The sequence below is a fragment of the Fluviirhizobium alvei genome, from assembly GCF_030551875.1.
Lineage (GTDB): Bacteria > Pseudomonadota > Alphaproteobacteria > Rhizobiales > Rhizobiaceae > Rhizobium_E > Rhizobium_E alvei.
The window spans coordinates 40,222-61,337 of the sequence record NZ_JAUOZU010000018.1 but is presented as its reverse complement, the minus strand read 5'-3'; the positions used below and the strand labels follow the sequence as shown (position 1 = coordinate 61,337).

At 59.3% G+C, this 21,116-nt stretch carries 22 protein-coding genes; 6 read left to right on the top strand and 16 right to left on the bottom strand.

The features are described from left to right. Position 1 precedes the first annotated feature (1 nt). Positions 2 to 1,396 (top strand): dihydrolipoyl dehydrogenase, encoded by a 1,395-nt coding sequence (lpdA, locus tag Q4481_RS21290; protein ID WP_304378427.1) that lies wholly within the window; start codon positions 2 to 4, stop codon positions 1,394 to 1,396. Between the two features lie 30 nt (positions 1,397 to 1,426). On the opposite strand, the gene Q4481_RS21285 is transcribed toward lpdA, so the two are convergent. From Q4481_RS21285 to Q4481_RS21265, 5 genes are all read right to left on the bottom strand, one after another. Then, on the bottom strand, positions 1,427 to 2,443 hold the full coding sequence (locus Q4481_RS21285; RefSeq protein ID WP_304378426.1) for an ABC transporter permease: 1,017 nt from the start codon (positions 2,441 to 2,443) through the stop codon (positions 1,427 to 1,429). A 9-nt stretch (positions 2,444 to 2,452) separates the two neighbouring features. Beyond that, positions 2,453 to 3,952, bottom strand: a complete 1,500-nt coding sequence (locus Q4481_RS21280) for a sugar ABC transporter ATP-binding protein (protein WP_304378425.1) — start codon at positions 3,950 to 3,952, stop codon at positions 2,453 to 2,455. Between the two features lie 75 nt (positions 3,953 to 4,027). Continuing rightward, positions 4,028 to 4,975, bottom strand: a complete 948-nt coding sequence (locus Q4481_RS21275; RefSeq protein WP_304378423.1) for a sugar-binding protein — start codon at positions 4,973 to 4,975, stop codon at positions 4,028 to 4,030. A 128-nt stretch (positions 4,976 to 5,103) separates the two neighbouring features. After that, complete coding sequence (locus Q4481_RS21270) at positions 5,104 to 6,090, bottom strand: substrate-binding domain-containing protein (protein ID WP_377353352.1); 987 nt, start codon at positions 6,088 to 6,090, stop codon at positions 5,104 to 5,106. Between the two features lie 47 nt (positions 6,091 to 6,137). Beyond that, positions 6,138 to 7,118 (bottom strand): NAD-dependent epimerase/dehydratase family protein, encoded by a 981-nt coding sequence (locus Q4481_RS21265; protein WP_304378421.1) that lies wholly within the window; start codon positions 7,116 to 7,118, stop codon positions 6,138 to 6,140. A gap of 153 nt (positions 7,119 to 7,271) precedes the next feature. Between Q4481_RS21265 and Q4481_RS21260 the strand changes: the two genes are divergently transcribed. The 3 genes from Q4481_RS21260 to Q4481_RS21250 are packed head-to-tail and all read left to right on the top strand — an operon-like array spanning position 7,272 to position 10,073. Continuing rightward, positions 7,272 to 8,012: an ATP-binding cassette domain-containing protein gene (locus tag Q4481_RS21260; protein WP_304378420.1), complete on the top strand. Its 741-nt coding sequence runs from the start codon at positions 7,272 to 7,274 to the stop codon at positions 8,010 to 8,012. A 12-nt stretch (positions 8,013 to 8,024) separates the two neighbouring features. Next, positions 8,025 to 9,014 carry an ABC transporter permease gene (locus Q4481_RS21255; protein ID WP_304378419.1) on the top strand — a complete coding sequence of 330 codons (990 nt, stop codon included), beginning with the start codon at positions 8,025 to 8,027 and terminating at the stop codon, positions 9,012 to 9,014. A gap of 48 nt (positions 9,015 to 9,062) precedes the next feature. Beyond that, entirely contained in the window at positions 9,063 to 10,073 is a 1,011-nt protein-coding gene (locus Q4481_RS21250; protein ID WP_304378418.1) for a LacI family DNA-binding transcriptional regulator, read from the top strand. A 126-nt stretch (positions 10,074 to 10,199) separates the two neighbouring features. On the opposite strand, the gene Q4481_RS21245 is transcribed toward Q4481_RS21250, so the two are convergent. The 11 genes from Q4481_RS21245 to sctV all read right to left on the bottom strand — a co-directional run bounded on the left by Q4481_RS21245 (position 10,200) and on the right by sctV (position 19,740). Beyond that, complete coding sequence (locus tag Q4481_RS21245) at positions 10,200 to 11,978, bottom strand: protein kinase domain-containing protein (RefSeq protein WP_304378417.1); 1,779 nt, start codon at positions 11,976 to 11,978, stop codon at positions 10,200 to 10,202. A 9-nt stretch (positions 11,979 to 11,987) separates the two neighbouring features. Continuing rightward, on the bottom strand, positions 11,988 to 12,446 hold the full coding sequence (locus tag Q4481_RS21240; RefSeq protein WP_304378416.1) for a type III secretion system chaperone: 459 nt from the start codon (positions 12,444 to 12,446) through the stop codon (positions 11,988 to 11,990). A gap of 259 nt (positions 12,447 to 12,705) precedes the next feature. Next, positions 12,706 to 13,026, bottom strand: coding sequence for an EscF/YscF/HrpA family type III secretion system needle major subunit (locus Q4481_RS21235; protein WP_304378415.1), 321 nt, complete (start codon positions 13,024 to 13,026; stop codon positions 12,706 to 12,708). Positions 13,027 to 13,055: 29 nt separating this feature from the next. Next, on the bottom strand, positions 13,056 to 13,331 hold the full coding sequence (locus tag Q4481_RS21230; RefSeq protein ID WP_304378414.1) for a hypothetical protein: 276 nt from the start codon (positions 13,329 to 13,331) through the stop codon (positions 13,056 to 13,058). A gap of 7 nt (positions 13,332 to 13,338) precedes the next feature. Then, entirely contained in the window at positions 13,339 to 14,016 is a 678-nt protein-coding gene (locus tag Q4481_RS21225; RefSeq protein ID WP_304378413.1) for a Crp/Fnr family transcriptional regulator, read from the bottom strand. Further along, positions 14,013 to 14,213: a hypothetical protein gene (locus Q4481_RS21220; protein ID WP_304378412.1), complete on the bottom strand. Its 201-nt coding sequence runs from the start codon at positions 14,211 to 14,213 to the stop codon at positions 14,013 to 14,015. The genes Q4481_RS21225 and Q4481_RS21220 overlap by 4 nt, the downstream gene beginning before the upstream one ends. A 624-nt stretch (positions 14,214 to 14,837) precedes the next feature. Next, positions 14,838 to 15,140 (bottom strand): hypothetical protein, encoded by a 303-nt coding sequence (locus tag Q4481_RS21215; protein WP_304378411.1) that lies wholly within the window; start codon positions 15,138 to 15,140, stop codon positions 14,838 to 14,840. An 80-nt stretch (positions 15,141 to 15,220) separates the two neighbouring features. Continuing rightward, positions 15,221 to 16,024 (bottom strand): hypothetical protein, encoded by an 804-nt coding sequence (locus tag Q4481_RS21210; RefSeq protein ID WP_304378410.1) that lies wholly within the window; start codon positions 16,022 to 16,024, stop codon positions 15,221 to 15,223. Next, positions 16,009 to 16,518, bottom strand: coding sequence for a hypothetical protein (locus Q4481_RS21205; protein ID WP_304378409.1), 510 nt, complete (start codon positions 16,516 to 16,518; stop codon positions 16,009 to 16,011). The genes Q4481_RS21210 and Q4481_RS21205 overlap by 16 nt, the downstream gene beginning before the upstream one ends. Further along, positions 16,515 to 17,549 (bottom strand): MotA/TolQ/ExbB proton channel family protein, encoded by a 1,035-nt coding sequence (locus Q4481_RS21200; protein ID WP_304378408.1) that lies wholly within the window; start codon positions 17,547 to 17,549, stop codon positions 16,515 to 16,517. The genes Q4481_RS21205 and Q4481_RS21200 overlap by 4 nt, the downstream gene beginning before the upstream one ends. An 82-nt stretch (positions 17,550 to 17,631) precedes the next feature. Next, positions 17,632 to 19,740 (bottom strand): type III secretion system export apparatus subunit SctV, encoded by a 2,109-nt coding sequence (sctV, locus tag Q4481_RS21195; protein WP_377353334.1) that lies wholly within the window; start codon positions 19,738 to 19,740, stop codon positions 17,632 to 17,634. Positions 19,741 to 20,078: 338 nt separating this feature from the next. On the opposite strand from sctV, the gene Q4481_RS21190 reads away from it, so the two are divergent. Together Q4481_RS21190 and sctI are read left to right on the top strand one after the other, a co-directional pair. Then, a complete protein-coding gene (locus Q4481_RS21190) occupies positions 20,079 to 20,453 on the top strand; it encodes a hypothetical protein (RefSeq protein ID WP_304378406.1) in 375 nt (124 codons plus the stop codon). A gap of 76 nt (positions 20,454 to 20,529) precedes the next feature. After that, positions 20,530 to 20,973 carry a type III secretion system inner rod subunit SctI gene (gene sctI, locus Q4481_RS21185; protein ID WP_304378405.1) on the top strand — a complete coding sequence of 148 codons (444 nt, stop codon included), beginning with the start codon at positions 20,530 to 20,532 and terminating at the stop codon, positions 20,971 to 20,973. Positions 20,974 to 21,116: the final 143 nt, after the last annotated feature.

The window sequence follows — 21,116 nt, the reverse complement described above, 5'->3', positions numbered from 1 at the left end:
CATGGAAGAACTGAGCTGCAAACTTCTAGTCGTCGGGGGTGGTCCCGGGGGTTATGTCGCCGCGATCCGCGCGGGCCAACTGGGTGTGGACACGATCCTGGTCGAACAGGAGGCGCTTGGCGGCACCTGCCTCAATATCGGCTGCATTCCGTCAAAGGCGCTCATCCATGCCGCGGATGAGTTTTACCATGTCAGAAGTGCCGCCGATGGCCCATCGCCGATCGGCATTAGCCTGTCCAAGCCTGAAATCGAGTTCGGCCGCACGATCGACTGGAAGGACGCAATCGTCAAGAAGCTGACGGGTGGAGTGGGCGGCCTGCTTCGCAAGGCCAAGGTCCGGCAACTCACCGGGCGGGCGCATTTTCTTGATGGCAAAACAGTCGAAGTGCGTACCGAACAGGCCCGCACCCGCATCAAGGCCGAAGCGATCGTCATTGCCACCGGCTCCGAACCGGTTGAACTGCCCAACCTGCCTTTCGGCGGCAAGGTCCTGTCTTCGACCGAGGCCCTGTCCCTGCGCGAGGTTCCAAGGAGACTCGTCATCGTGGGGGGCGGCTATATCGGGCTTGAAATCGGCACCGCCTACCGCAAACTTGGTAGCGACGTCACGATCGTCGAAGCGGGAGCACAGATTCTCCCGGTCTATGACGCCGAACTCACCCGCCCCGTCAGCGATCGCCTGAAGAAGCTCGGAATAACCGTCATGACCTCGACCGAGGCCGTCGGGCTTAACTCGGACCAGACGGCGCTTCTGGTCCGCACGAATGGTCAGGACGTTTCATTGCCGATGGATCACGTGCTGGTCACGGTCGGCCGCCGGCCCCGGCTGTCCGGGTTTGGCCTCGAAGATTTGCAATTGTCCATGAATGGCCGCTTTCTCAAGATCGACCGCCAGTGCCTGACATCGATGCGCGGGGTCTATGCCATCGGCGATGTGACCGGCGACCCAATGCTGGCGCACCGCGCCATGGCGCAGGGAGAACTCGTGGCCGAGATCGTGGCAGGTCGCAAAATGCTATGGGACAAGCGGTGCATTCCCGCCGTCTGCTTCACCGACCCCGAACTCGTCACCGCTGGCCTGTTGCCGGAGGAGGCGCGATCGGCGGGCATCGATACGGTCGTTGGCCTGTTTCCATTTCGCGGCAATGGTCGTTCTTTGACACGGGAACGCGAGGATGGGTTCGTGCGGATCGTTGCGCGAAAAGACGATCATGTGATTCTCGGTATCCAGGCGGTTGGCGCCGGGATATCGGAACTGGTGAACGGCTTTTCTCTCGCACTCGAAATGGGTTCGCGCCTTGAGGATATTGCCGAGACGATCCATGCCCATCCGACCGCAGGAGAAGCCTTCCAGGAGGCAAGCCTCGTTGCACTCGGACGGGGCCTTCATATCTGAGCACGACCGGACAACTCCCGGCCATCGCGATTATGGCGCGTCAGGAATGGCGGGCCGCTCGCGGGACATGTCTGCGAACGCCGATTTGGTGGCAGCCTGGCGGCGCCGTTCGCGAAATCGGTGAAATTGCGTGTCGGCGATGACGCCTGCCAGAATGACGGTACCCATGACCGCGAAATTGAGTGAGGAGGGTATGCCGAGCAGGTTGACGAGATTTTGCAGCACCTGCAGCAGAATGACCCCCAACACAACGCCGACGATAGAACCCTCCCCGCCCCTGAGCGAAAATCCGCCGAGCACGGCGGCTGCGATGGCGTAAAGCTCATAGAAATTGCCATGCGAGGATGGCTGCACCGACTTTGTGTACATGGCGAAGAAGACAGCCGATATGCCGGTCAGAACCATGCACAGAACGTAAGCTGCGACAATCACGAACCGGGTGTTGATCCCGGAATAACGGGTCGCCTCCTCGTTCTTGCCGACCGCCAGTAGATGGCGGCCAAACACCGTGCGGTGCAGGAGAAACCACGCTACGATCGCGCAAAGGGCAAAGGCAACGACCGAATGAGGTACACCCGCCGTCCGGCCGATGAAAAGGAATTCGAGGGTTGGAAGATCCGTCCCAAAACTGAAGCCCGCCGTACCGTCCTTGGTATAGAAACGCGCAATTCCACGATAGATCAGAAGGCCGCACAGGGTAACCACGAACGGCTGCAGTTTGAGCCGCGTGATCAGAAAACCGTGCAGCAAGCCGATGACCACCGATAAGGCCAGCACGATGACGAAAGCGATGGGCCAGGGCACGCCGTAGGACGCGATCAGATCGATGAAGATGACACCGAGCAAGGCGATTACCGAGCCGATCGACAGTTCTATTCCCGCTGTCACGATCACGAAGGCTTCCGCAACCGAAAAAAGACCGAACAGCCCGATCAGATTGGCGGTATTGGCCAGATTGATCGGAGAGATGAACCGCGGATTGACGAGCGTAACGATTGCGCCGACGGTGAGCACAAGAACCGCAAGGCCAATATCCTTCTTCTGCATGCAGATCTCCTATTCCACTGCCAGCCGCAAAATCGCTTCTTCCGACATTTCCGCGCGGGACAGGATGCGGGAAATGGTGCCGCGGCGCATCACGGCGACGCGCGTCGATACGCCCATGACTTCCTCCATGTCGGAAGAGATCATCAACACCGCCGCACCGGCCTCCGCCAGGTCGCGCATCAGCCGATAGACTTCGGCTTTTGCCCCGACATCGATGCCGCGCGTCGGCTCATCGAGAATGATCAGCCTCGGTTTCAGGCCAAGCCATTTGGCCAGCACCGCCTTCTGTTGATTGCCGCCCGACAGTTCGGCGACCGGCCGGTCAAGCCGGTGTGCCCTGATCGAAAGGCGCGCGCGAAAATCCTCCGCAATCGCCGTCTCCGCCTTGCGGTCGACGAAACCCGCTTGCGCGATCGATGCGAGGCTGGGCATGACAATGTTCTGGGCGAGCGAGAAATCGAGGAAGAGACCTTCCGACTTGCGGTCTTCCGGAACGAGGCAGATCCCGGCTGCGATTGCGGCAGGCGCGGATCCCGTTTCGATCCGCTTGCCATCGACCTCGACTTGCCCACCGCGAACCGGATCGATACCGAAAAGCGCGCGCGCAAGTTCGGTTCGCCCCGCACCCACCAGCCCGGCGACCCCCAATATCTCTCCACGCCGCACTTCGATATCGACCGCGACGTCAGGATAGGCTTGGGTTCGCAACGCTTTCGTTCGAAGCACGACAGGCCCGGCCTCCGTCTCCGGTGCTGAATAGAACTGCTTCAGGTCGCGCCCGATCATCAGGCGCACCATCGCGTCCCTGGTGATGTCTGCCTTGGGCAACTCGCCGGCATTGCAGCCATCGCGGAGACCGACCACCCTGTCAGCAACCGCTTCGACTTCCGCAAGCCGATGCGTGATGAACAGAATGGCGACGCCCTCTGCCCGCAACCGTCGCACCACATCGAGCAGCCTTTGCGTTTCGGCCAGCGTCAGGCTTGACGTGGGCTCGTCCAGGATGAGCAGGCGCACGTTGGTCGACAGGGCCTTGGCAATCTCCATCAGCTGCTGGTCGGCGAGGGAGAGTTCGGAAGCAGGCGTAGATGGCGAAAAGCGCGCGCCCAGCATCTCGAGCAGGGGCCGGACACGCTCGATCATCGCAGCCTGATCAATGAAGCCAAACGGGCGGCGGCGCAACTCGCGCCCTAAAAGCACATTGCCGGCCACATCGAGATTGGAGAATGGATTGAGTTCCTGGTGAACGAAGGCGATCCCATGGCCGAGAGCCACGGCAGGTGTCAGCTGCGACCGCTCGACGCCATCGATGACGATCCTGCCTTCATCGGGCGCAATCGTGCCGCCCAGGACTTTCATCAAGGTCGATTTGCCGGCACCGTTTTCGCCGATCAGCCCCAGCACTTCGCCACCCCGGATACCGAGCGACACGCGGTTCAGTGCGACCGCGCTCGGATAGACTTTCGTGATACCGGCAAGTTCGAGCGATATCGGGATGGCAGTGGACATCAGGAACACCTCGACTGGAAATGAGGGCCTGCGCGGATCCGAAGTCTCCGCGCAGGCGAGACACCGGAAGCTGTTTCAGCCGCCGATCCGCTCCTTGAGCTGCTTTTCGAAGGCATCGACATTCGCCTTGTCGATAACCTGGGTCGGAACGATGATCAGCCCGTCCGCCGGCACCTGGGACTTATCCCCCTTGAGATAGGCCGCCATGAGCTTCATGCCCTGGTAGCCCCACTGGTAGGGATCCTGCACAACGGTTCCGGCAAAGCTGCCTTCGCGGACGGCTCCTAGCGTGATCGGATCTTCGTCGAAGGCAATGACGGTGATCGCCCCGAGCTTGCCTGCTGCCTGCAAGGCCTCATAGATTTTCGGCGGATTGTAGGAATAGAAGCCGACCATGCAGTTGATATCCGGATTGGCGGCAAGCACATCATCGACATTCGAGCGGGCGCGGGCGAAATCGACATCGTCGCCGCGAACATCGACAAGCTCGATCGACTTTCCTTCGACGGCCTTGCGGAAGCCGGCAATGCGTTCCTTGGCGTTATCCGCCCCCAGGAAACCGACAAAGCCCATGCATTTGCCGCCGTTCGGCATGGCCTTGACGGCGATCTCACCGGCCTGAATGCCGGCATCCGTATTGGACGATCCCAGATAGGCGATGCGATTGGACTGGGGTGCGTCGCTGTCGGTGGTGAAGAGCGGGACTTGCGCCGCGATGCGGTTGAAAGCGTCCACGGAATTCTTCGGATCGGCAGACGAGATCATGATCGCGTCGGTTCCCGCGGCCACAAGGTCGTCCATGAGCGCGTTCTGAAGTGCTGCGGTGCCCTGCGCGGGATAGCGGAACTGTAGCTCAAAATCCGGAAGTTCAGCCTGGGCCGCTTTCACGCCGGCCTCTGCAAGTTTCCAGAAATCCGAGGCGGCGTTGACCACGAAGGCAAGCGCCTGTTTCTCCTGGGCGACCGCCGGGATTGCCGTCATCGTCGCCACGGCCGCAAGAGCCGTAATCATCAGCTTTTTCATTGTGTCCTCCCGCAGCCCGTTCCTCCTGGGCTGCTCATTGTTGAAAGGCGACAACCGGGAATGCGTTTCAACCAACCCGGTTGCCGGATTCATGCTCGGCGGGCGCACGAAATGTGCGCCTCCTGGCCTCAGTTATCCTTGCAGAAGCCGGGATCTTCGGTGTTGCAGACATCAAGGCCGGTATAGAGCGGATCATCGACCGCCTCGCCCTTGATGAGCCGGATCATCACATCGGGAGCCTTGTATCCCATCTCGAACGGGCGCTGCCCGACCTGGGCATGGCTGCGACCTTCACGGAAAGCCTGGGTCTGCGGCGGCAGTGTGTCACCGGCCACAATGATCAGTTCCTTTGATTTCAGCTTGTCCATGACCTGATCGGTGACTTGCGTGTAGGCCTGGGGTGCAAACTGTGCCCAACCGCCGATCAGGATAAAGGCATCGAGATCCGCATGGGCGGTAAAGACATCCGACATTTGCTGGTTTGCGAGATCAGCCTGGTCGTTGGTGTAGACCGGGCATCCTTCAATCTCCGTCCAGCCGTTCTGGCCAGTCAGGCGCTCGACATCCTTGGCGCCGGCAATCGTGTCGCGAAAACCCTGGGCACGGGCGTTGATGTTGGCGGCAGCGACATTACCAAGCTGCAGGCAGACTGTTCCACCCTCAGCCTTCAGTTTCTTCGCCTCCTCCGCCATCTTCACACCCATCAGATAGTTGTCGGTGCCAAGATAGGTCTTGCGGAGATCGTGGTCCTTTTCGAGAAAATCCGCATCAACCGTCATGACGGGAACCTTCGGGGCAATCTCGCGAACCCGGTTTGCCATCGCCGGCGCATTGGACGGCGAGATGGCGATGGCCGCGACGCCCTTGGTCAGGAGATCGTCGACGATCTGGACTTCGCCGGCTTCATCGGCGGATGATGCCGGTCCGGTATAGAGGCATTCATATTCGCTGTCGGGGTTTTCCGAGAGCCATTTCTTGCAGCCCAGATTGATCTGCTCGAAGAACGGGTTGTCGAGACCCTTCACGACGATCGCCAATGTCTTCTTGCCCTCAGCAGCGCTTTCTCCGGCCAGCAACATGAGAACAGGTATTGCAGTGAATGCCAAATATCTGATGTTCATTGCCTTTCTCCTCCTCCAAATCGCCGGCCGGGCCCTCCTGCTCAGCCGGGATACCAAATGACGCGCGGATCATCCGGTGCGCGTGCATATTTCCAGGCCCGCTCGACGAGACCGCCAAGGTCGATCTCAGGCTGCCAGCCGAGCACCATCCGGGCCTTCGAGTTATCGAGCCAGTTGCTGTGAAAGGGCGTCGGTATATCGTGGCGAATATGTTCGCCTGTTGCTTCCAGGAAGCTGGCCACGTCGCCGTAATCGACAGGTCGATCCATCGCGACATTGAAAAGCTGTTTGAAGGCCGCCGGATTGTCGAGCGCGGCGAGCACAGCCGCCACGAGATCATCGACATGAATGAAGTTGCGCTTCAGATAGGCGCCGGTTCCGTCGCGCAGGGCAGGAACAGCATGCTCCTGCTTGATCTTCGTCAATTCATCCTCTTCCAGAAGGCTTTCCCAGGAAGGGCCGCCGAACTGATCCTCGCCCAGCGCGAGAGCGTAGCGGAAATCATCCTTCTCCATGATCCAGGGCGCCCGAAGCGTCGTCCAGTCGAGCCCCTCCTGGATCCCGAACTGTTCGAGCATGGTTTCCTCCAGAACCTTGGTCAGGGCATAAACCCCGCGATAAGCATGTCTCGGCGCCTGCTCGGTGATCGGCTCGCGATAACCATGGAAGATATGCCCCACCACGCAATCGCCGCTGAGCAACAGGAACTGGCGCCGCGATGCCGCACGGCAGAACCGATCAAGCAGCAAATAGAGGCCCTTCAACGCCACATCGATCGCCTGGTCTGGCGTCTCCTTCACGGCAGCGAGATGCAGGACATGGGTAACCCCGTCCAAGGCCCGGACAACGACTTCCGGATCGGCGACAGAGCCCTTCACCACCGAAACGCGCGGCTGCGGGGCAAGAGAGCGATTGTTGCAAAGGGCCACGACCTCCCAAACCGCAAACCGCGGATCGGACAGAAAGGCCGGAAGGAAGGCTTGGCCCACCTTTCCGGTGGCGCCCGTGATGAGCAGCCGCATCCGAACCTCCCCGACTTCGTTTCCTGGTTGAGCAATTAATATTTAGTAATAATATTAAGTCAAGCATCATTAATATCAATTTGCGCGCACCAAACGTGCAAGCTATGGTGCCCGAGGAGGACCATCACGAGATCAGCCGGGGGAGGGCGGAGCGTGCCGCGACTTTCATTGCATTCAATTTCAAAGAGTTATGGCGCCATACAGGCGCTATCCCAGGTCAGCCTGACGATCGAGCCGGGCGAAGTGCTGGGCCTGATGGGAGACAATGGCGCCGGCAAGAGTACATTGGTGAAGATCATCGCGGGCAACTTTCCGCCATCGACCGGCGAGATCCTGATGGACGACCAGCCGGTCGCCTTTCACAACCCAAGAGATGCACAGCGTCATGGGATCGAAGTCGTCTATCAGGACCTCGCCCTGTGCGACAATCTCTCAGCCGCCTCGAACGTTTTCCTCGGTCGCGAGACGCTGCGGCGGTTCGGCCCCGTGCGCTACATCGACTACACGGCAATGAACCGCATTGCGGCGGGCCTCTTCCGTCAGCTGAAATCGGAGACCAGACCGCGCGATCTGGTCAGACGAATGTCCGGAGGACAACGGCAGGCGGTCGCCATCGCGCGGACCCTGCTCTCGAAACCCAAGATCGTGATGATGGACGAACCGACCGCCGCCATTTCCGTGCGCCAGGTCGCCGAAGTCCTCGATGTTATCCGCAGGCTGCGGGACCAGGGCATCAGCGTCATCCTGATCAGCCACCGGATGCCGGACGTCTTCGGCGTTTCGGACCGGATCGCGGTGCTCAGGCGCGGTGAACTCGTGGCCAGCAAGCGCGCCGAACATTCCTCACCCGAAGAGGTGACCGGTCTCATCACCGGCGCCATCGAAGCCGCCTGAAAGGGGATTGCCATGACCACACTGGACGATGTCATTGGCCGCAGCGAGCATCGCAACTGGTTTTCGCGTCTGTCGAGCCAGCAACTGTTCTGGGTCTTCGTGGCCGCCGTTCTGGCCTGTCTGGCGCTGAGCTTGCTCACTGACACCTTTGCGACCGAACGCAATCTCTTCAATGTCGCTCGCAATTTCGCCTTCGTCGGCATCATCGCGATCGGAATGACGACCGTCATTGCCTCCGGCGGGATCGATCTGTCGGTCGGCTCGACTGTGGTGCTGAGCGCCATGGTGATTAGCGTGGCGATGGAGGCCGGTGCGCCGTTCGTGATCGCGGCGCCTCTGGCCCTTGTCGCGGCGCTGCTGGTCGGCCTTCTCAACGGCGTGCTCGTCGCTTATGCTGGCATGCCGCCCTTCGTCGTGACACTCGGCAGCCTGTCAGCCGCCCGATCGCTCGCCATGGTGCTTTCCGACAACAAGATGATCTGGAATTTCGGCCCGGACCACGACCTGCTGATCTGGATCGGTGGCGGCTCGACCCTCGGAGTTCCCCATCCCCTGTATGTGCTGGCGGCGCTGACGCTGATCATGTCGCTGGTTCTCAAATGGACGCGCTGGGGTCAGCATCTCTTCGCCATCGGCAGCAACGAGAATGCAGCCATTCTCACCGGCATTCCCGTCCGCCAAATGAAGGTCAGCATCTATATGTTTTCAGCGCTCACGGCCGGCATCAGCGGCATCCTGATGGCGGGCTGGCTTGGCAGCGTCACCACCAATCTCGGGCAGGGCATGGAACTGACGGTGATTGCCGCAGCCGTGATCGGCGGCGCCAACCTGGCCGGCGGCGAAGGCAATGCACTGGGGGCTGTGGTCGGCGCGCTGTTGATAGAGGTTATTCGCAACTCCCTGATCCTGCTGGGCATCTCGACATTCTGGCAAGGAATGTTCATAGGTACCTTCATTGTGGTTGCTGTCGCCTTCGATCGTATCAGGACCTTGCGATCCTGATACGTGTCAGATGCCTTCAAAACCACGGTGTTCGACATGGAGCATGCCTTGAAACCGACGATGATGGATGTGGCAGCGCTGGCGCGCGTCTCGCAGGCGACCGTTTCCCTCATTCTCAACGGCAGTTCCGGCGCCCGTTTCAGCGAAGCCACCCGCAAAAGGGTGTTCGATGCGGCAGAGCAACTGGGTTACCGCCTCTCCAACAAGTCGGCATCCCAGACAAGCTCAGGCAGCACCCACACGAACAAGGTCATCGTCTTCGTTGTCGACGAGCTGACGACCGATCCCTGGATGTCCATGGCTTTCGAAGGCGCCCGCGAAAAAGCGCTTGAGCTTGGTATCATCGTCACGCTGGGCGTTTTCCGCAAAGGAGAGGACCCCGATGGCGGCATCTTCTCGGTCTGTGATGGCCAGATCCTGGTCGGATATGTGTTCGGCACGATCCTCACGCGCAAGATCGACCCTCCCGAACCGCTCCTGAAAGTGCCGTCGGTGCTGGTCAATTGCTACGATCAGGAACGCCGGCTGGCGTCGATCCTGCCGGGTGATATCGCGGGTGGCAGGGCCGCGACAGAAAGGCTGATCGCCGCCGGGCGCAAGCGCATCGCCCTGATCAATGGCCAGGAAGGGCTGGACAATCCGCGCGACCGGCTCCGCGGCTACAAACAGGCACTCGCCAGCAACGATCTCGCCTATGATCCCGACCTCGTCCACTATGGCAACTGGGAGCCATCATCCGGCTATGAGAAGACCCAAGCGTTAATGAAGCTCAAGAACCCTCCCGACGGCATCTTTTGCGCCAACGACCTGATGGCGCTGGGCTGTATCGAAGCGTTGAAGGAATTCGGCAAGTCGGTGCCGAAGGACGTTTCCGTCATCGGCTTCGACAATCGTGACATCGCGCAGTTTACCATGCCACCACTGACGACTTTCCACCTGCCGATGTTCGAGATGGGCGCCATGGCCGTCGAATTGATCAGCGATCTGGCGGGCGGGCTCACCAGTTCCCACGACCAGTTGAAAGTCGAATGCCGGCTGGTGGAGCGCCAGTCGGTGTAGGAACAGAACTGCGCGCTTGCGGCGCGCAGTCTCGGGTGGGGCCCGATCAAGGGAGCTATGAAAGGATAGCGGCACAACAAGTGCTCGGCTATTGCCGTTCGTTTGACCCGCCTGAACCGTGACGCTTCAGACCGTCCCGAGCAATCGGGTCAGGTTCGATCGGGCGCGAGCAATATCGCCTTCATCACCCGAGGCGATTGCCTTGATCAACTCACGCACCTCAGGCGACCCGACACCGGGACGATTCATAACAGGACTGGTTTCAACCTCGAAGGCAGAGCTGCGGCCTTCCGGATCAGCGCGGAGCATGCCGTTGATAAAGCTATCGAGACGATTGTCGCCCGTGCTCTTGCTGGAGAGGCCACCCGCATGACCGATCGCGTCGAAGCCGGTCTTTCCCCAGTCCGCGATTTTCCGCTCTGCGATAAACTGCTGCGCATCACCCTCGATCTTATCTTCAGTAACACGCTCGCCGACGAGCAATTCGAAGGCGGCCGTGCCGAGGCCCCAGACATCAATTTTTGACGTTCCGAACAACCCGGCACGATTTGTTTCCGTAACATTCAGAACCGAATGAAGTTCGTCCACAAGCACGTTGCCCATATTGTACCAACTCTGACCGATCTCTTGAATACCTTCAGGTGACACGCCTTGTTTCGACAGGTAGTCATCGAGCTCAAGCTGTAGCTCCTGCTTCAGGGAGATCGGAGCCTGCTCCTTTACAGCCTTGCTTTCATGGTCGAACCGCTTGAGTTCCGGCGCACGGTAAAGCGGGTTGGCGACAATTGACTTGACGTTCGGATTCAGCTTTTTGCCCTGCAGGCTTTCACCAAAGTCGATCACGACAGCGCGACCATTGCTGTCAATCATCATATTCTGCGACTTCACATCAGCGTGGATATAGTCTCCCTGACGTTTGATCTTGTCGAGGCCGGCAGCGGCATCCTTGATCAACGTCAGCGCAACAAGCTCGCGCTCCTGTTTGGTGATCTTGCCCGGCAACGGCGGAATTCCGGTATTTCCGGTATCGACGGTGACATCTTTGAGCTTGGAGCTCATCTTTTCCAGGTCGCCGTGGGTGGCAAGCTTGCCGGCTAGCGCCAGGCCTCCGTTTGCAAGGGGAACCACTTTGCTGAAGCCGAGCGCATTCGGGTTGTTTGCAGTCAGTCTGTTGGCAACATGGTACTCCTCAAGAGCAATCTGTCTCTGGTCTTCCGGGTCAGGCGTGTTCGGCGAAAAAACCGGCAGTTTCACAGCAAGAGGCTCGCCACCCGGTGCATCGTAACGCACCACGACGCCGGCACCGCCAGCACCCATAACCTGCGTGGGCGTGTAATTCAGGCCGTCAATATTCATGTTAGGAAAAGTGCCAAGCTTGTTTGCCGGCGGAATGGGAAGCGAGACTTCGCCGGCGACCACCGTGTTGGCCGTATGCGGCATGGGTGTAGGAATTTTCTCCGGAACCTCGTATCGGTCAAGCAAACTTGCAATACGTCCCGTCATGCGCTCCATGACGCCGAACGTATCGGCGAGTCTATTTGCGCGCACCGCGCCATAATCGAAGATGTTCACGTCGATATGCTTGAAAATGTCGGTCAGTTTCTGAATTGAACTTTGCTCAAGTCCGGCTCGCTGACGAACTGGGTCCAGCCGTTGATGAACAGACTGGTTATATCTGCCAACGAGCGTCATGATTGTCTCGTTCGCCAGCTGCTTTTTGTAGGTGGCGCGGCTCATCAGCTTGCCGTCGTGGAATTTCAGCCTGATTTTATCGAGCTTGTTCGACTGCGGCTTTGTATAGAGTTCTATGCCGCCATCAACATGTTTGGCGACGATTTTCTGATCACCCTTGGATGACAGGAATTGGGCGGCTTGCCCGAGAGTCGTATTTCCATCTACACGCATCTTCGTTCCTCACACCCGAATCATTGCATGGTTGTTGACGGCATCCGGCTCATCGGCCACAACCGCCCCCCGCAGGATCAGCGACCAACTGGCCGCAACATTTCCGAGACCGGCCGCAGTTCTGGCGACAATGGCAGAAGTCGCGAGCGCCGCCGGAATGTCGATGGAGATTTCAATGGCGCCGTTGTTGCCGGCAAGCGCGATCCGGACACCGCCGGTCTCCCGCCAGAGCCCGTTCTGCGCCAGCATCGCGCGGAAGGCGTCCGCCTCTTTATCGGCGGTCGGCCCATCGATCAGGATCGAGAAAAACAGCTTTCCAAGTTCAGGGATATTGTCAACGATCACGTCATAGTTTTCGAAACGGATGAGCCATTGCCCTTCGCTGTCTTCAAGGGCAACGACACTCAGAATCCCCTCATCCTGAGGCCCGGATTCTGCGATGATCGCCGCGATTGTTTCATTGTCCATCTGTCTTGCTCCCCTGGCCATAGAACCGGTTTTTCAGTAACCGGAGACTAGCAAGAGCACGGGAAGCGCTTTGGTGTTGGGCGATACACAACAGGCATGTCGTTTGACATCACCAGATCTGCAGCGAGAGGACGTCGGTCACTATCGTCCGCTGGCCCGTGCCGCCTTCGGTGCACAGCCGAACACCGGAAATGCAAGAACCGACCAGCCAGCCAAGCCGACTGATCGGTTCTCTGATTGCTACACGAAACCTGAGAAATCAGGCGACGTTGCGGATGATCGACTTCAGCGTATCCGAGATCGACTTCATCATGTTGGTGCGAAGGTTGGTGATCGTCGACCAGGTATTCATGAGCATCTGCATTTCGAACATACGCTCGGTGTCAGACAGGTTTTCATTCTGCTGGATCGCGCGAAGCTGGTCTTCGAGCTTCTGACCCTGTGTCTGAAGCTGCGACTGAAAATAGGCAAGGTCGAAACCCTGCTGGCGGCGGAAGGACGTTGAGTCAACGCTAATCGAGGTCAGCGTCGCGTTCATCGCGGTAGCTGTGGTCTTAGCATCTGCCGGGGTTACAGCCATTTTTGAATTCCTTTGTTCCTGTCTGGAGATCAGCCCACACGCCGTGTCGCCAGAATGCTTCCGGCGGCTAGCACGGCCTTTTTCAATGCAATCACGACTTCAAAAGCGTCTTTGGGAAGACCTTTGCTCTCGAGGCCGGCGAGATGCTTGTCCAGCTCGATAAGACGCTCCATAACGGCTTGCGCCTTCTCCACACCGTTGGCACCCAGAAGCTCCGCTTCAAGATCGGAAAATCCCAGAAACTCTTGCAGTTCGATATTGGGATTAACGGTTTCTTTATCCCCTGGGTGTGTCGTTTGGCTCATTTGGTTCTCACAAATTGAAGGCGATGGCCTCGAGCTTGGTCCGGTTCGTCACGATGATATGGCGATCTTCGACCACAACCAGACCATCGGCGATCCAGGCCCTGAGGATCTTGTTCACATTCTCGCGCGTGCCGCGTGCCATCGCCCCGAGATCGCGCTGTGTCACCACCGGTCCAAGCACGGGTGCCATCTTGTTCTGGTAACGGATTTCGTTGCCGAGACTGTCGAGCAGCCGGATGATGGAAAGAGCGAGCCTGGCTGTCAGCGTTGGCAGATAGAGGGCGCGGGCAAACTCCATGTGGGACCGGTAGCGCTTGGAAATCATCCGCGCGATGACGGTCCGCAATTCATTATAGGGAGCGCCTTCCTTGTCCATCCATTGTAACGAGATCGCGGTCAGTTCCACGGCATCGATCGTCGAGGCTGTATCGCAATAGCCGAGCCGGTCGAAAGCGCCCACTTCCCCGAAGGAGGCCCCCTGCGGAATGATGGCATAAAGCGCCACCGACCCGTCTTCCATGATGTGGGACAGGCGCACATGGCCACGGTCGATAATGAAAAGAGTGTGCGCGGGATCATCCTGAAAATAGACGATCGTGTTGGCGGCCAACTGTTTGCGACGCGAATGAGAAAACAGGATAGCCTTGGCTTCTTCGCTGACATTGTCGAACGGGCTGTGACTCATAGTCTGCCGATCGCCTCCATCAGCACCCGGTCCCCGTTGGAATAGAAACGGCGCATGCCTTTCGCGGCAAGAGGCGCCAAAGATAGACATCTCAGGTCGACAGCGGCGTCACCCATCCGGACAATCAAAGGGCCCGGCTTTCCTCTGTCGGGTACTATTCTGTCGATGCCGTGTCCGCCACCCATGATGGTTGCCATTTCATTCCTCCGGCCGTGCTCCAAGGCCTGGAGCCCCCGCTTTTGTGCCGTTATCGAGGGTCTGCCGCGCACGCCGATCGACGCTCTTCGTGCCATCGAGGTCAATCTCGCGCTTGCCTTCCGCCATGACGACAACGCCCAACCCTCCGTCATTTCAGGAACTTCTTCAAAACCTCCGGGCAACGGTCAAGACCTCGATCGTCAAATGGGATTCTGGGATAAGCAATTGAGACGCTGGGATAATGCGCGCCAGCGCTTGTCCCGTCTTGAGACACGTCTCACGACCCTGCAACCGCCTCTCGTCCCTTCATGGTGCAGGAAAAGAACGGGACCCGCATCGACATGAGGCCAGCCTGCTTTCTGCTCGAAGGCGGTGGGAACCTCGTTCCTTGTGGACTCGATGCTGATGGAACAGACGTTCGACAGGGGATGGCGACATGTCTTTCATCATCACCATGCTGAACCGCTTTGATCCGACCGAGACCGCGTCTGACGATGAAAATCGTTAACCGTAGGAAATGCGCCTCAAGTCTCCGGATCGGGAACGGGCTTGCGATCTTGTGCCGCAACAGGCCAAGGCCGAGAGATCAGAGAGCCGCAAAAGGTCCGGCCAATATTCCCGGTTCACACAGCCTGGTTTTGCCCAAGGGCACCATATCCCTGCAAAGCTGAATTCCTGGCGATTTCCGCAGCCGGATCGAACGTGTTGGACGGAGGCGTATTGTTGGCGAGGACGGTCGTCACCTGATTGCCGTTGAGATAGTTTTCGAAATCTTCCGTCTGCTGTTGAACCTGACCCTGCCGGTTCACGACGCCGACCTGAATATCCTGCGTGACGGGATTGTTTTCCGGCGGCTGGCGTTTGCCGAGATTCTGGATCTCGCCGGACTGGTAGGGCGCCATTGGCGGCAACTCGCGCTCGATCATGACAAGCCTCCTGAAATCTGCTCATAGCGTTGGATTTTGGGCATCATTTCACAAGGCTTACCGGCTGGCAGTGACATCCGTCACTCAATAGGCTTCTGTCGAAAGCCCAAGGATCTGCGACGAAACCGGATCATGAAAACCAGCGCCGCACCGACCAGCATCAGGCGCCACCAGAACCCGACCGTTTGAAGAAGCCTGTCGAGCGCTGCTTGAATGCCACTTGGGCTCGAACGGAGACCATTCGCTGTTGTCACGTCCCCGACATCGCCCTGCCCGACAAGAATTTGCTGAAGGCGTTGCTGGAACGTCTGCCGATCCAGATCGCGCCCGAACAGTGATTGAAATCCTCGCGACCAGCTCTCCGCATCGTCAGCACTTCGCAGCGCCAGGGGAACATCTATCTCCCGGCTGGGCAACCCCGCCTTGTCGATCGCGGTTCGGACAGCGGCATAGCCGGACTGATCGAAGATAAAGAGCAGGACGGTTGCCTTGCCGCTTTCGGCCAGCAGACGCGCGAGTTTTCCCACCGTCACATCGCGATGGCTGAGCCGCACCGAAGTGGCCGGTGGGGAATGGGCGCGCTTGACCGTCACGCCAGTCTCATCGACATCAATGGTAACGCTCTCGGCCATCGTTCCCGTCCTTGCACGAAAGGCGTCAACCAGGCCGGAAGGCGCCAGGATCGGCGCAGTGACGACGGATACATCCTCGCGTACAGGTTCCGCGCTGCGCCGGTCGATGACCAGGCTGAGCACGAGAAGGATGATGGCGGTGCAGAGCAGGTTGGCGGTCACATCCAGCATCACGGTCAGAAATGCCGTGTCTGTCGCGGAAGACGCTGTGTCAGGGTACTGCGGAGCCCGCTTCGTTACCGGCGTCGGCATGATATCCGCCATCCGGTTGGTGCAATCTCGATCGTCTCGATATCTGCACAATCCCTCTCCAGCCGTACGCGCCGCACTGAGGGAACCCCGAGCGCCGCCAACCGCGCCGTCAGGTGAAAGGCTGCATCGATACCGTCCGGCGCAATCACCAAAGTTGGTATCCCGGTCAGGGCTAGGGATGGCAGTCGGCTATTGGCCGCAATCTCGCTGACCGTGACAAGATGGTCGCTGCCGGCAAGACGGATCCCTCGAGCCTCGGCGAAGAGGACGGGCCCATCTGCTGCCGCAAGAAGTGCATCAAGCCGGGCGGTCGACGGAGGGGCATCACTATCCGGGAGCGCTTGCTGGCGCATCGCCTGCGCTCCAACGGCCAACAGGACGACCAGAAGCAAAGCGGTCGTCCCCAGCATCAGATCGACCATGGCACGGGTGCCGGCCTCATCGGCGAGCGTGTCGGTTTCGGCCTCATCGTCCGCCACCGGCCGTTTCGTCATGCCTTATCCGCCCTATCCGGATCCACCGTATCATTTGCTTCCAGAAAGGCTTCGGCCCTTTCGATCTGGGCGAGCGCCAGCGTCGCCGCAATCGAGCCGAGAAGTCCAAGCAATGTCGTCTCAAAGGCCGTGGCAATACCCTTGAGGCTCTTCGTCATATCGGAAATCGCTTTCGACATGTCCCCTGCCTGATCCTGAAAGAACAGTTCCCGCGGAATATGCGAAAGCGCGATCTTGATGCCCCAGACTGTGCCGAGAAAACCCATCACCGGCAACAAGGCGATCAGGGTCTTGAGGAACCGGCGCTGGATCTGGCTGCGCATGGCGATCAGCTGAGCCGGATAAACCGCATCACTCACAGACCGGATCTGTCGCGGCGCATCCAGCCAGATGCTGAAAAGCACGCAACAGATGGCGGCAAACAGCACCAGGATGGCCAGATGAATGGGTGTAGCGACCAACCAGGCCAGCCCGCTTCCGGCGCCCACCGCGCCCGCCCCGTAGTAAGTGATTGAAAGGATCGTGAGCGTCAGAGCGATCGCATAGTTGACGAGCGCTCCGCTCGATCGGACAAATTGTTCAAGCACGGTCTTTGCGGCGGGGGATGCGGGCCTTTGCCTCCGCATGATCTGCCGCATTTCCGAAGCGGTGGCCAGGGCATCGAGCGCCCCACCAGCCAAAAGGCCCGTCACGATCACGGGCCAGAAGGAAAGGCTGGCAAAGGCCGCGATCAGCAGACTTTGCTGGTTCGCCTCCTCCGGTGGGGCAAAGTCGATTGTGCCGAGCGCCAATCCTCCAACAGCAAGCGAGGCAATCAGGACGGTTGCAGCGGCATAACCGATAAGCCCGGGCCAGCGAAGACAAAGACCCGAAAGCATCGGCCCGCTGATGATGGTGGCGATCAGCACGGTACCGGAAAGACCCTGTAGCGCGATCGGGAAAAGAAACAGGGTCAGAGCCTCGCCCAACGCAGCAACCAGCGCATAGGCCGATGCCCGATAGGCCAAGGCTTGCACAATGTTTTCCGGCACGGCACTCCCCCGCTGCAATGCAGTTCCTCAAGTCATCATGAGAGGGCGTCACTCGCCAGGAGCCGAGCCCACACCCTCGATGTCAGTTTACCCTTATGCGATCGAGAGGCTGCACATTCACATCCGGCGCCAGTTCCTGGAATGACAGGATGGCGAGTTCGGGGAATTCCCTTTCGACGATCTTGCGCATGAAGCGGCGGATATCCATCGGCGCCAGGAGCACAGGCGGCAGCGCGTGGCGCTTCATGTCGCCGATACTGCCGCGCAGGCTTTCCGTGAACCGGCGATGGAAATCGGGCGACAGGGCCAGATAGGAAGCGCCGGATGTCTGGCGCACAGCGCCGCGAACTTCATCCTCCACTTCCTTGGAAAGCAGGTAGGCCGGAATGACATTCTGCCCTGCCGAGAATTTGTGCGTAATATAGCGCGACAGAGCGCCACGCACATGTTCGGTCAGCAGGATCGGGTCTTTCTCGCGCTGTCCCCAATCGACCAGCGCTTCCAGAATTGTGCGCATGTCGCGGATCGAAATGCCCTCTCCCACCAGCCGCTTGAGTACATCAGTGATAGTGATGGTCGGCAGGACACGGGTTGCCTCGCGCACCAGCTGGGAAAAGTTCTTTTCCATCTGGTTCATCAGGAACATGGTTTCCTGGACACCGAGGAAATGCGGCGCATTGTCCTTGAGCACATGGGCAAGATGGTAGGTCAGCATGTTCGGCAGCGTCATCTTCTGGATGCCGGCCTGATCGATGACGGCGATATGCTTGCTCTGAACCCAGAGGCTAGGCGTATTCGGCAGAAAGTCCTCACCCTTCTCAAAGGGAATGTCGAACATTTTCAGATTGGCTTCGCTTTCGCGAACGATCACATAATCCGCACGCGCTGTGCCGGCCGCGACCGGGACTTCGTTGACCATGATGCGATAATGGCCGTCCGGGAGATTCTCGTTCAGGCGCAAATGGATGCCGGGAAAGGGCACGCCGAGATCGAAATAGAGGGCGCGGCGTACGCGCGCCACCTCTCGATCCAACCGGTCGGGCTTGATGGCATTGCGCACAGAGGCTGCAATATCCACCATCAGCGGCACGGTGAGGGCAAAGGTTACGGGTTCGACCGGGCGCGTATCGTCTTCCTCGTCGGGAAACCGCGGCGACTGGCCCGCAGGGGCAACAGCTGCCGCCAGCGCCGGCATGCGGTTATTGTCTGTCGCCGCTCCAGCACTCTTGCGCTGACGGCCGATATAATAGCCGCCAAAACCCAGAACGGCCGCCAGCGTCAGGAACACCAGCGTCGGAAAGCCCGGAATCATCGCAAAGCCAAGCATGATACCGGCCGAAACCAGCAGCGCCTTAGGCTCGGTTACCAATTGATCGCCGATATCGGAACCGAGATTTTCGCTTTCATCCGAAGAAACACGGGTAACGATGAAACCGGCGGTAATGGAAATCAGCAAGGCCGGAATCTGCGCCACCAGGCCATCACCGATGGTCAGGATCGCATACCGGGTCAGCGCATCGCCAATGCCCATGCCGCGCTGCATGGTGCCGATCAGGATGCCGCCGATGATGTTGACGAAGATGATGATGATGCTGGCGATGGCATCGCCCTTGACGAACTTCATCGCGCCGTCCATGGCGCCGTAAAGCTGCGATTCCTTCTCCAGCTTGCCGCGGCGGCTCCGCGCCTGATCCAGGTCGATCATACCGGCCCGCATATCGGAATCGATCGACATCTGCTTGCCGGGCATCGCATCGAGCGAGAAACGGGCGGCCACTTCGGCCACGCGCTCGGAGCCCTTCGTGATGACCATGAAGTTCACGATGGTGAGAATGAGAAAGATGACGCCGCCGACGACCAGATTGCCGCCCACCACGAACTTGCCGAACGTGTCGACGATATCGCCGGCATGGGCATGCAGAAGAATGAGGCGGGTCGTCGAGATCGACAAAGCCAGGCGGAACAGGGTCGTCAGGAGCAGGAGCGACGGAAAAGCCGAGAATGCGACGACATCCTTGAGATAGATCGCCACCATCAAGAGGATCGCAGAAATGGTCAGATTGGTGGCGATCAGCACATCGACCAGGAACGGCGGCAGCGGCAGGATCATCATGAAGACGACGCAGACCAGCAGGAACGCCAGGATGACGTCGTTGCGCTTGGAAATGGTGATCAGTAGCTTTGTCAACACAGCAGGCGAACCTAGGGTCAGGATTCAATCAGGTTTCGGATGTGGCGCGAGCCCAAATCCACGACAGGGTTCGACATAGATCCGGGGCGGATGCTCGATCCATCATCGGCTCCGCTCCTTAAACCGAACGGTCCTGCCCCATACCATGCTCCAAATCCTGAGCGCGCTTTGACTCTCTCGTGCTTCACGTACCCACCTGCCGTCTTTCTGCCCGCTTTCGTAGCGGGAGGCGTGTATCCGATGACACCGTCGATGGCCGCGGGCACCTGATAAGCAGGAAGGAGAAGAAGGGCCAAGAAGGCCGGCACTTGAAGTGACAATTCGGGGAACAGGCGAGCGTGGTAGAGATCCTGTCGACAGATGCAGCCAGACTGCTGGCATCGCTTGGCATGCTGGGCCTGTCGCGTGGCGCCTTCCAGCAGGCCGAAACGGTGTTCAAGGCCCTGAGCCTTGCCCGACCCGACCAGGAAATCGGCCCGCTCGGCGAAGGTCTGACGCTGCTGGCCAAAGGCGAGACCCGGCGCGCGATCGCGCGGCTGCGGCAGGCACCGCCAACCGAAAGCGCGAACCTCTTCCTGGCGATGGCCTATGGCCAGATCGGCGAGCGCGACGAAGCGCAAGATATTCTCGAAAACCTCCTCACCGCAGATAATCCGGCTGTCCGCCAACTGGCGGGCCAGATGCTGACGGAGGGGAGCGGCATGAGCGCATGACCCCCGAAAATGTATCAGATCCGGTACGGAACGAACCGGATCCGTCTTGAGCAAGCCAGTAAACAGGAAACAGCAAATGGTTTCGTCAATTGAAGTTGCCCAGCTTGCCACACAGCAACCGGTAACCGCCACAGATGCCCAGCTGCCCAGCGACGAGCGGGTGGAAGCTTTCGAGCAGATTTTCCGGGATGCCAACAGCCGGCAGCCGACGGCGACGGAAACCGCCCCCGCGCCCGAGAGCCAGGATGCCCGCCAGAACACGATCAATACGCTCGACCTCAACAACAACGCCGCACCGGCCAGTACGACCGGCGACACGATCCTCAATGGCTTTTCGAAGCTCCGCGAGATCTTCGACGTCGAGCAGGCCAAACTTGCGGGCATTGGCTACACCGATTCAGCATCCGGCCTGATCGCCGCCCAGCTGGAGGTGGTGAAATACAGCATGCTTGTGGATGTGACCTCCAAGTTGACAGGCAAGGCAACCCAATCGTTCGACACGCTCATGAAGGGTCAGTGACGGGGGCGAAGTCACCGGCCGCCTGCGCGGAAGGTGCGGCGGGTCAGCATTCGGAGCAGGTGGAAAACAATGGGCGGAAGCAGGATTGCGACACGCATTGGGGCCGTCCGCTGAAGAACGCCCCTCCGGTAAAGGACTGAAAT

Excerpts from the sequence above, each read along its gene's own strand:
- Q4481_RS21215 (WP_304378411.1), bottom strand. The coding sequence starts at position 15,140 with ATGATCGAGCGCGAGTTGCCGCCAATGGCGCCCTACCAGTCCGGCGAG.
- Q4481_RS21225 (WP_304378413.1), bottom strand. The coding sequence starts at position 14,016 with ATGAGTCACAGCCCGTTCGACAATGTCAGCGAAGAAGCCAAGGCTATC.
- Q4481_RS21205 (WP_304378409.1), bottom strand. The coding sequence starts at position 16,518 with ATGACGAAACGGCCGGTGGCGGACGATGAGGCCGAAACCGACACGCTC.
- lpdA (WP_304378427.1), top strand. The coding sequence starts at position 2 with ATGGAAGAACTGAGCTGCAAACTTCTAGTCGTCGGGGGTGGTCCCGGG.
- Q4481_RS21245 (WP_304378417.1), bottom strand. The coding sequence starts at position 11,978 with ATGCGTGTAGATGGAAATACGACTCTCGGGCAAGCCGCCCAATTCCTG.
- Q4481_RS21275 (WP_304378423.1), bottom strand. The coding sequence starts at position 4,975 with ATGAAAAAGCTGATGATTACGGCTCTTGCGGCCGTGGCGACGATGACG.
- Q4481_RS21285 (WP_304378426.1), bottom strand. The coding sequence starts at position 2,443 with ATGCAGAAGAAGGATATTGGCCTTGCGGTTCTTGTGCTCACCGTCGGC.
- Q4481_RS21280 (WP_304378425.1), bottom strand. The coding sequence starts at position 3,952 with ATGTCCACTGCCATCCCGATATCGCTCGAACTTGCCGGTATCACGAAA.
- Q4481_RS21235 (WP_304378415.1), bottom strand. The coding sequence starts at position 13,026 with ATGGCTGTAACCCCGGCAGATGCTAAGACCACAGCTACCGCGATGAAC.
- Q4481_RS21265 (WP_304378421.1), bottom strand. The coding sequence starts at position 7,118 with ATGCGGCTGCTCATCACGGGCGCCACCGGAAAGGTGGGCCAAGCCTTC.
- Q4481_RS21255 (WP_304378419.1), top strand. The coding sequence starts at position 8,025 with ATGACCACACTGGACGATGTCATTGGCCGCAGCGAGCATCGCAACTGG.
- Q4481_RS21230 (WP_304378414.1), bottom strand. The coding sequence starts at position 13,331 with ATGAGCCAAACGACACACCCAGGGGATAAAGAAACCGTTAATCCCAAT.
- sctI (WP_304378405.1), top strand. The coding sequence starts at position 20,530 with ATGGTTTCGTCAATTGAAGTTGCCCAGCTTGCCACACAGCAACCGGTA.
- Q4481_RS21220 (WP_304378412.1), bottom strand. The coding sequence starts at position 14,213 with ATGGCAACCATCATGGGTGGCGGACACGGCATCGACAGAATAGTACCC.
- Q4481_RS21210 (WP_304378410.1), bottom strand. The coding sequence starts at position 16,024 with ATGCCGACGCCGGTAACGAAGCGGGCTCCGCAGTACCCTGACACAGCG.
- Q4481_RS21240 (WP_304378416.1), bottom strand. The coding sequence starts at position 12,446 with ATGGACAATGAAACAATCGCGGCGATCATCGCAGAATCCGGGCCTCAG.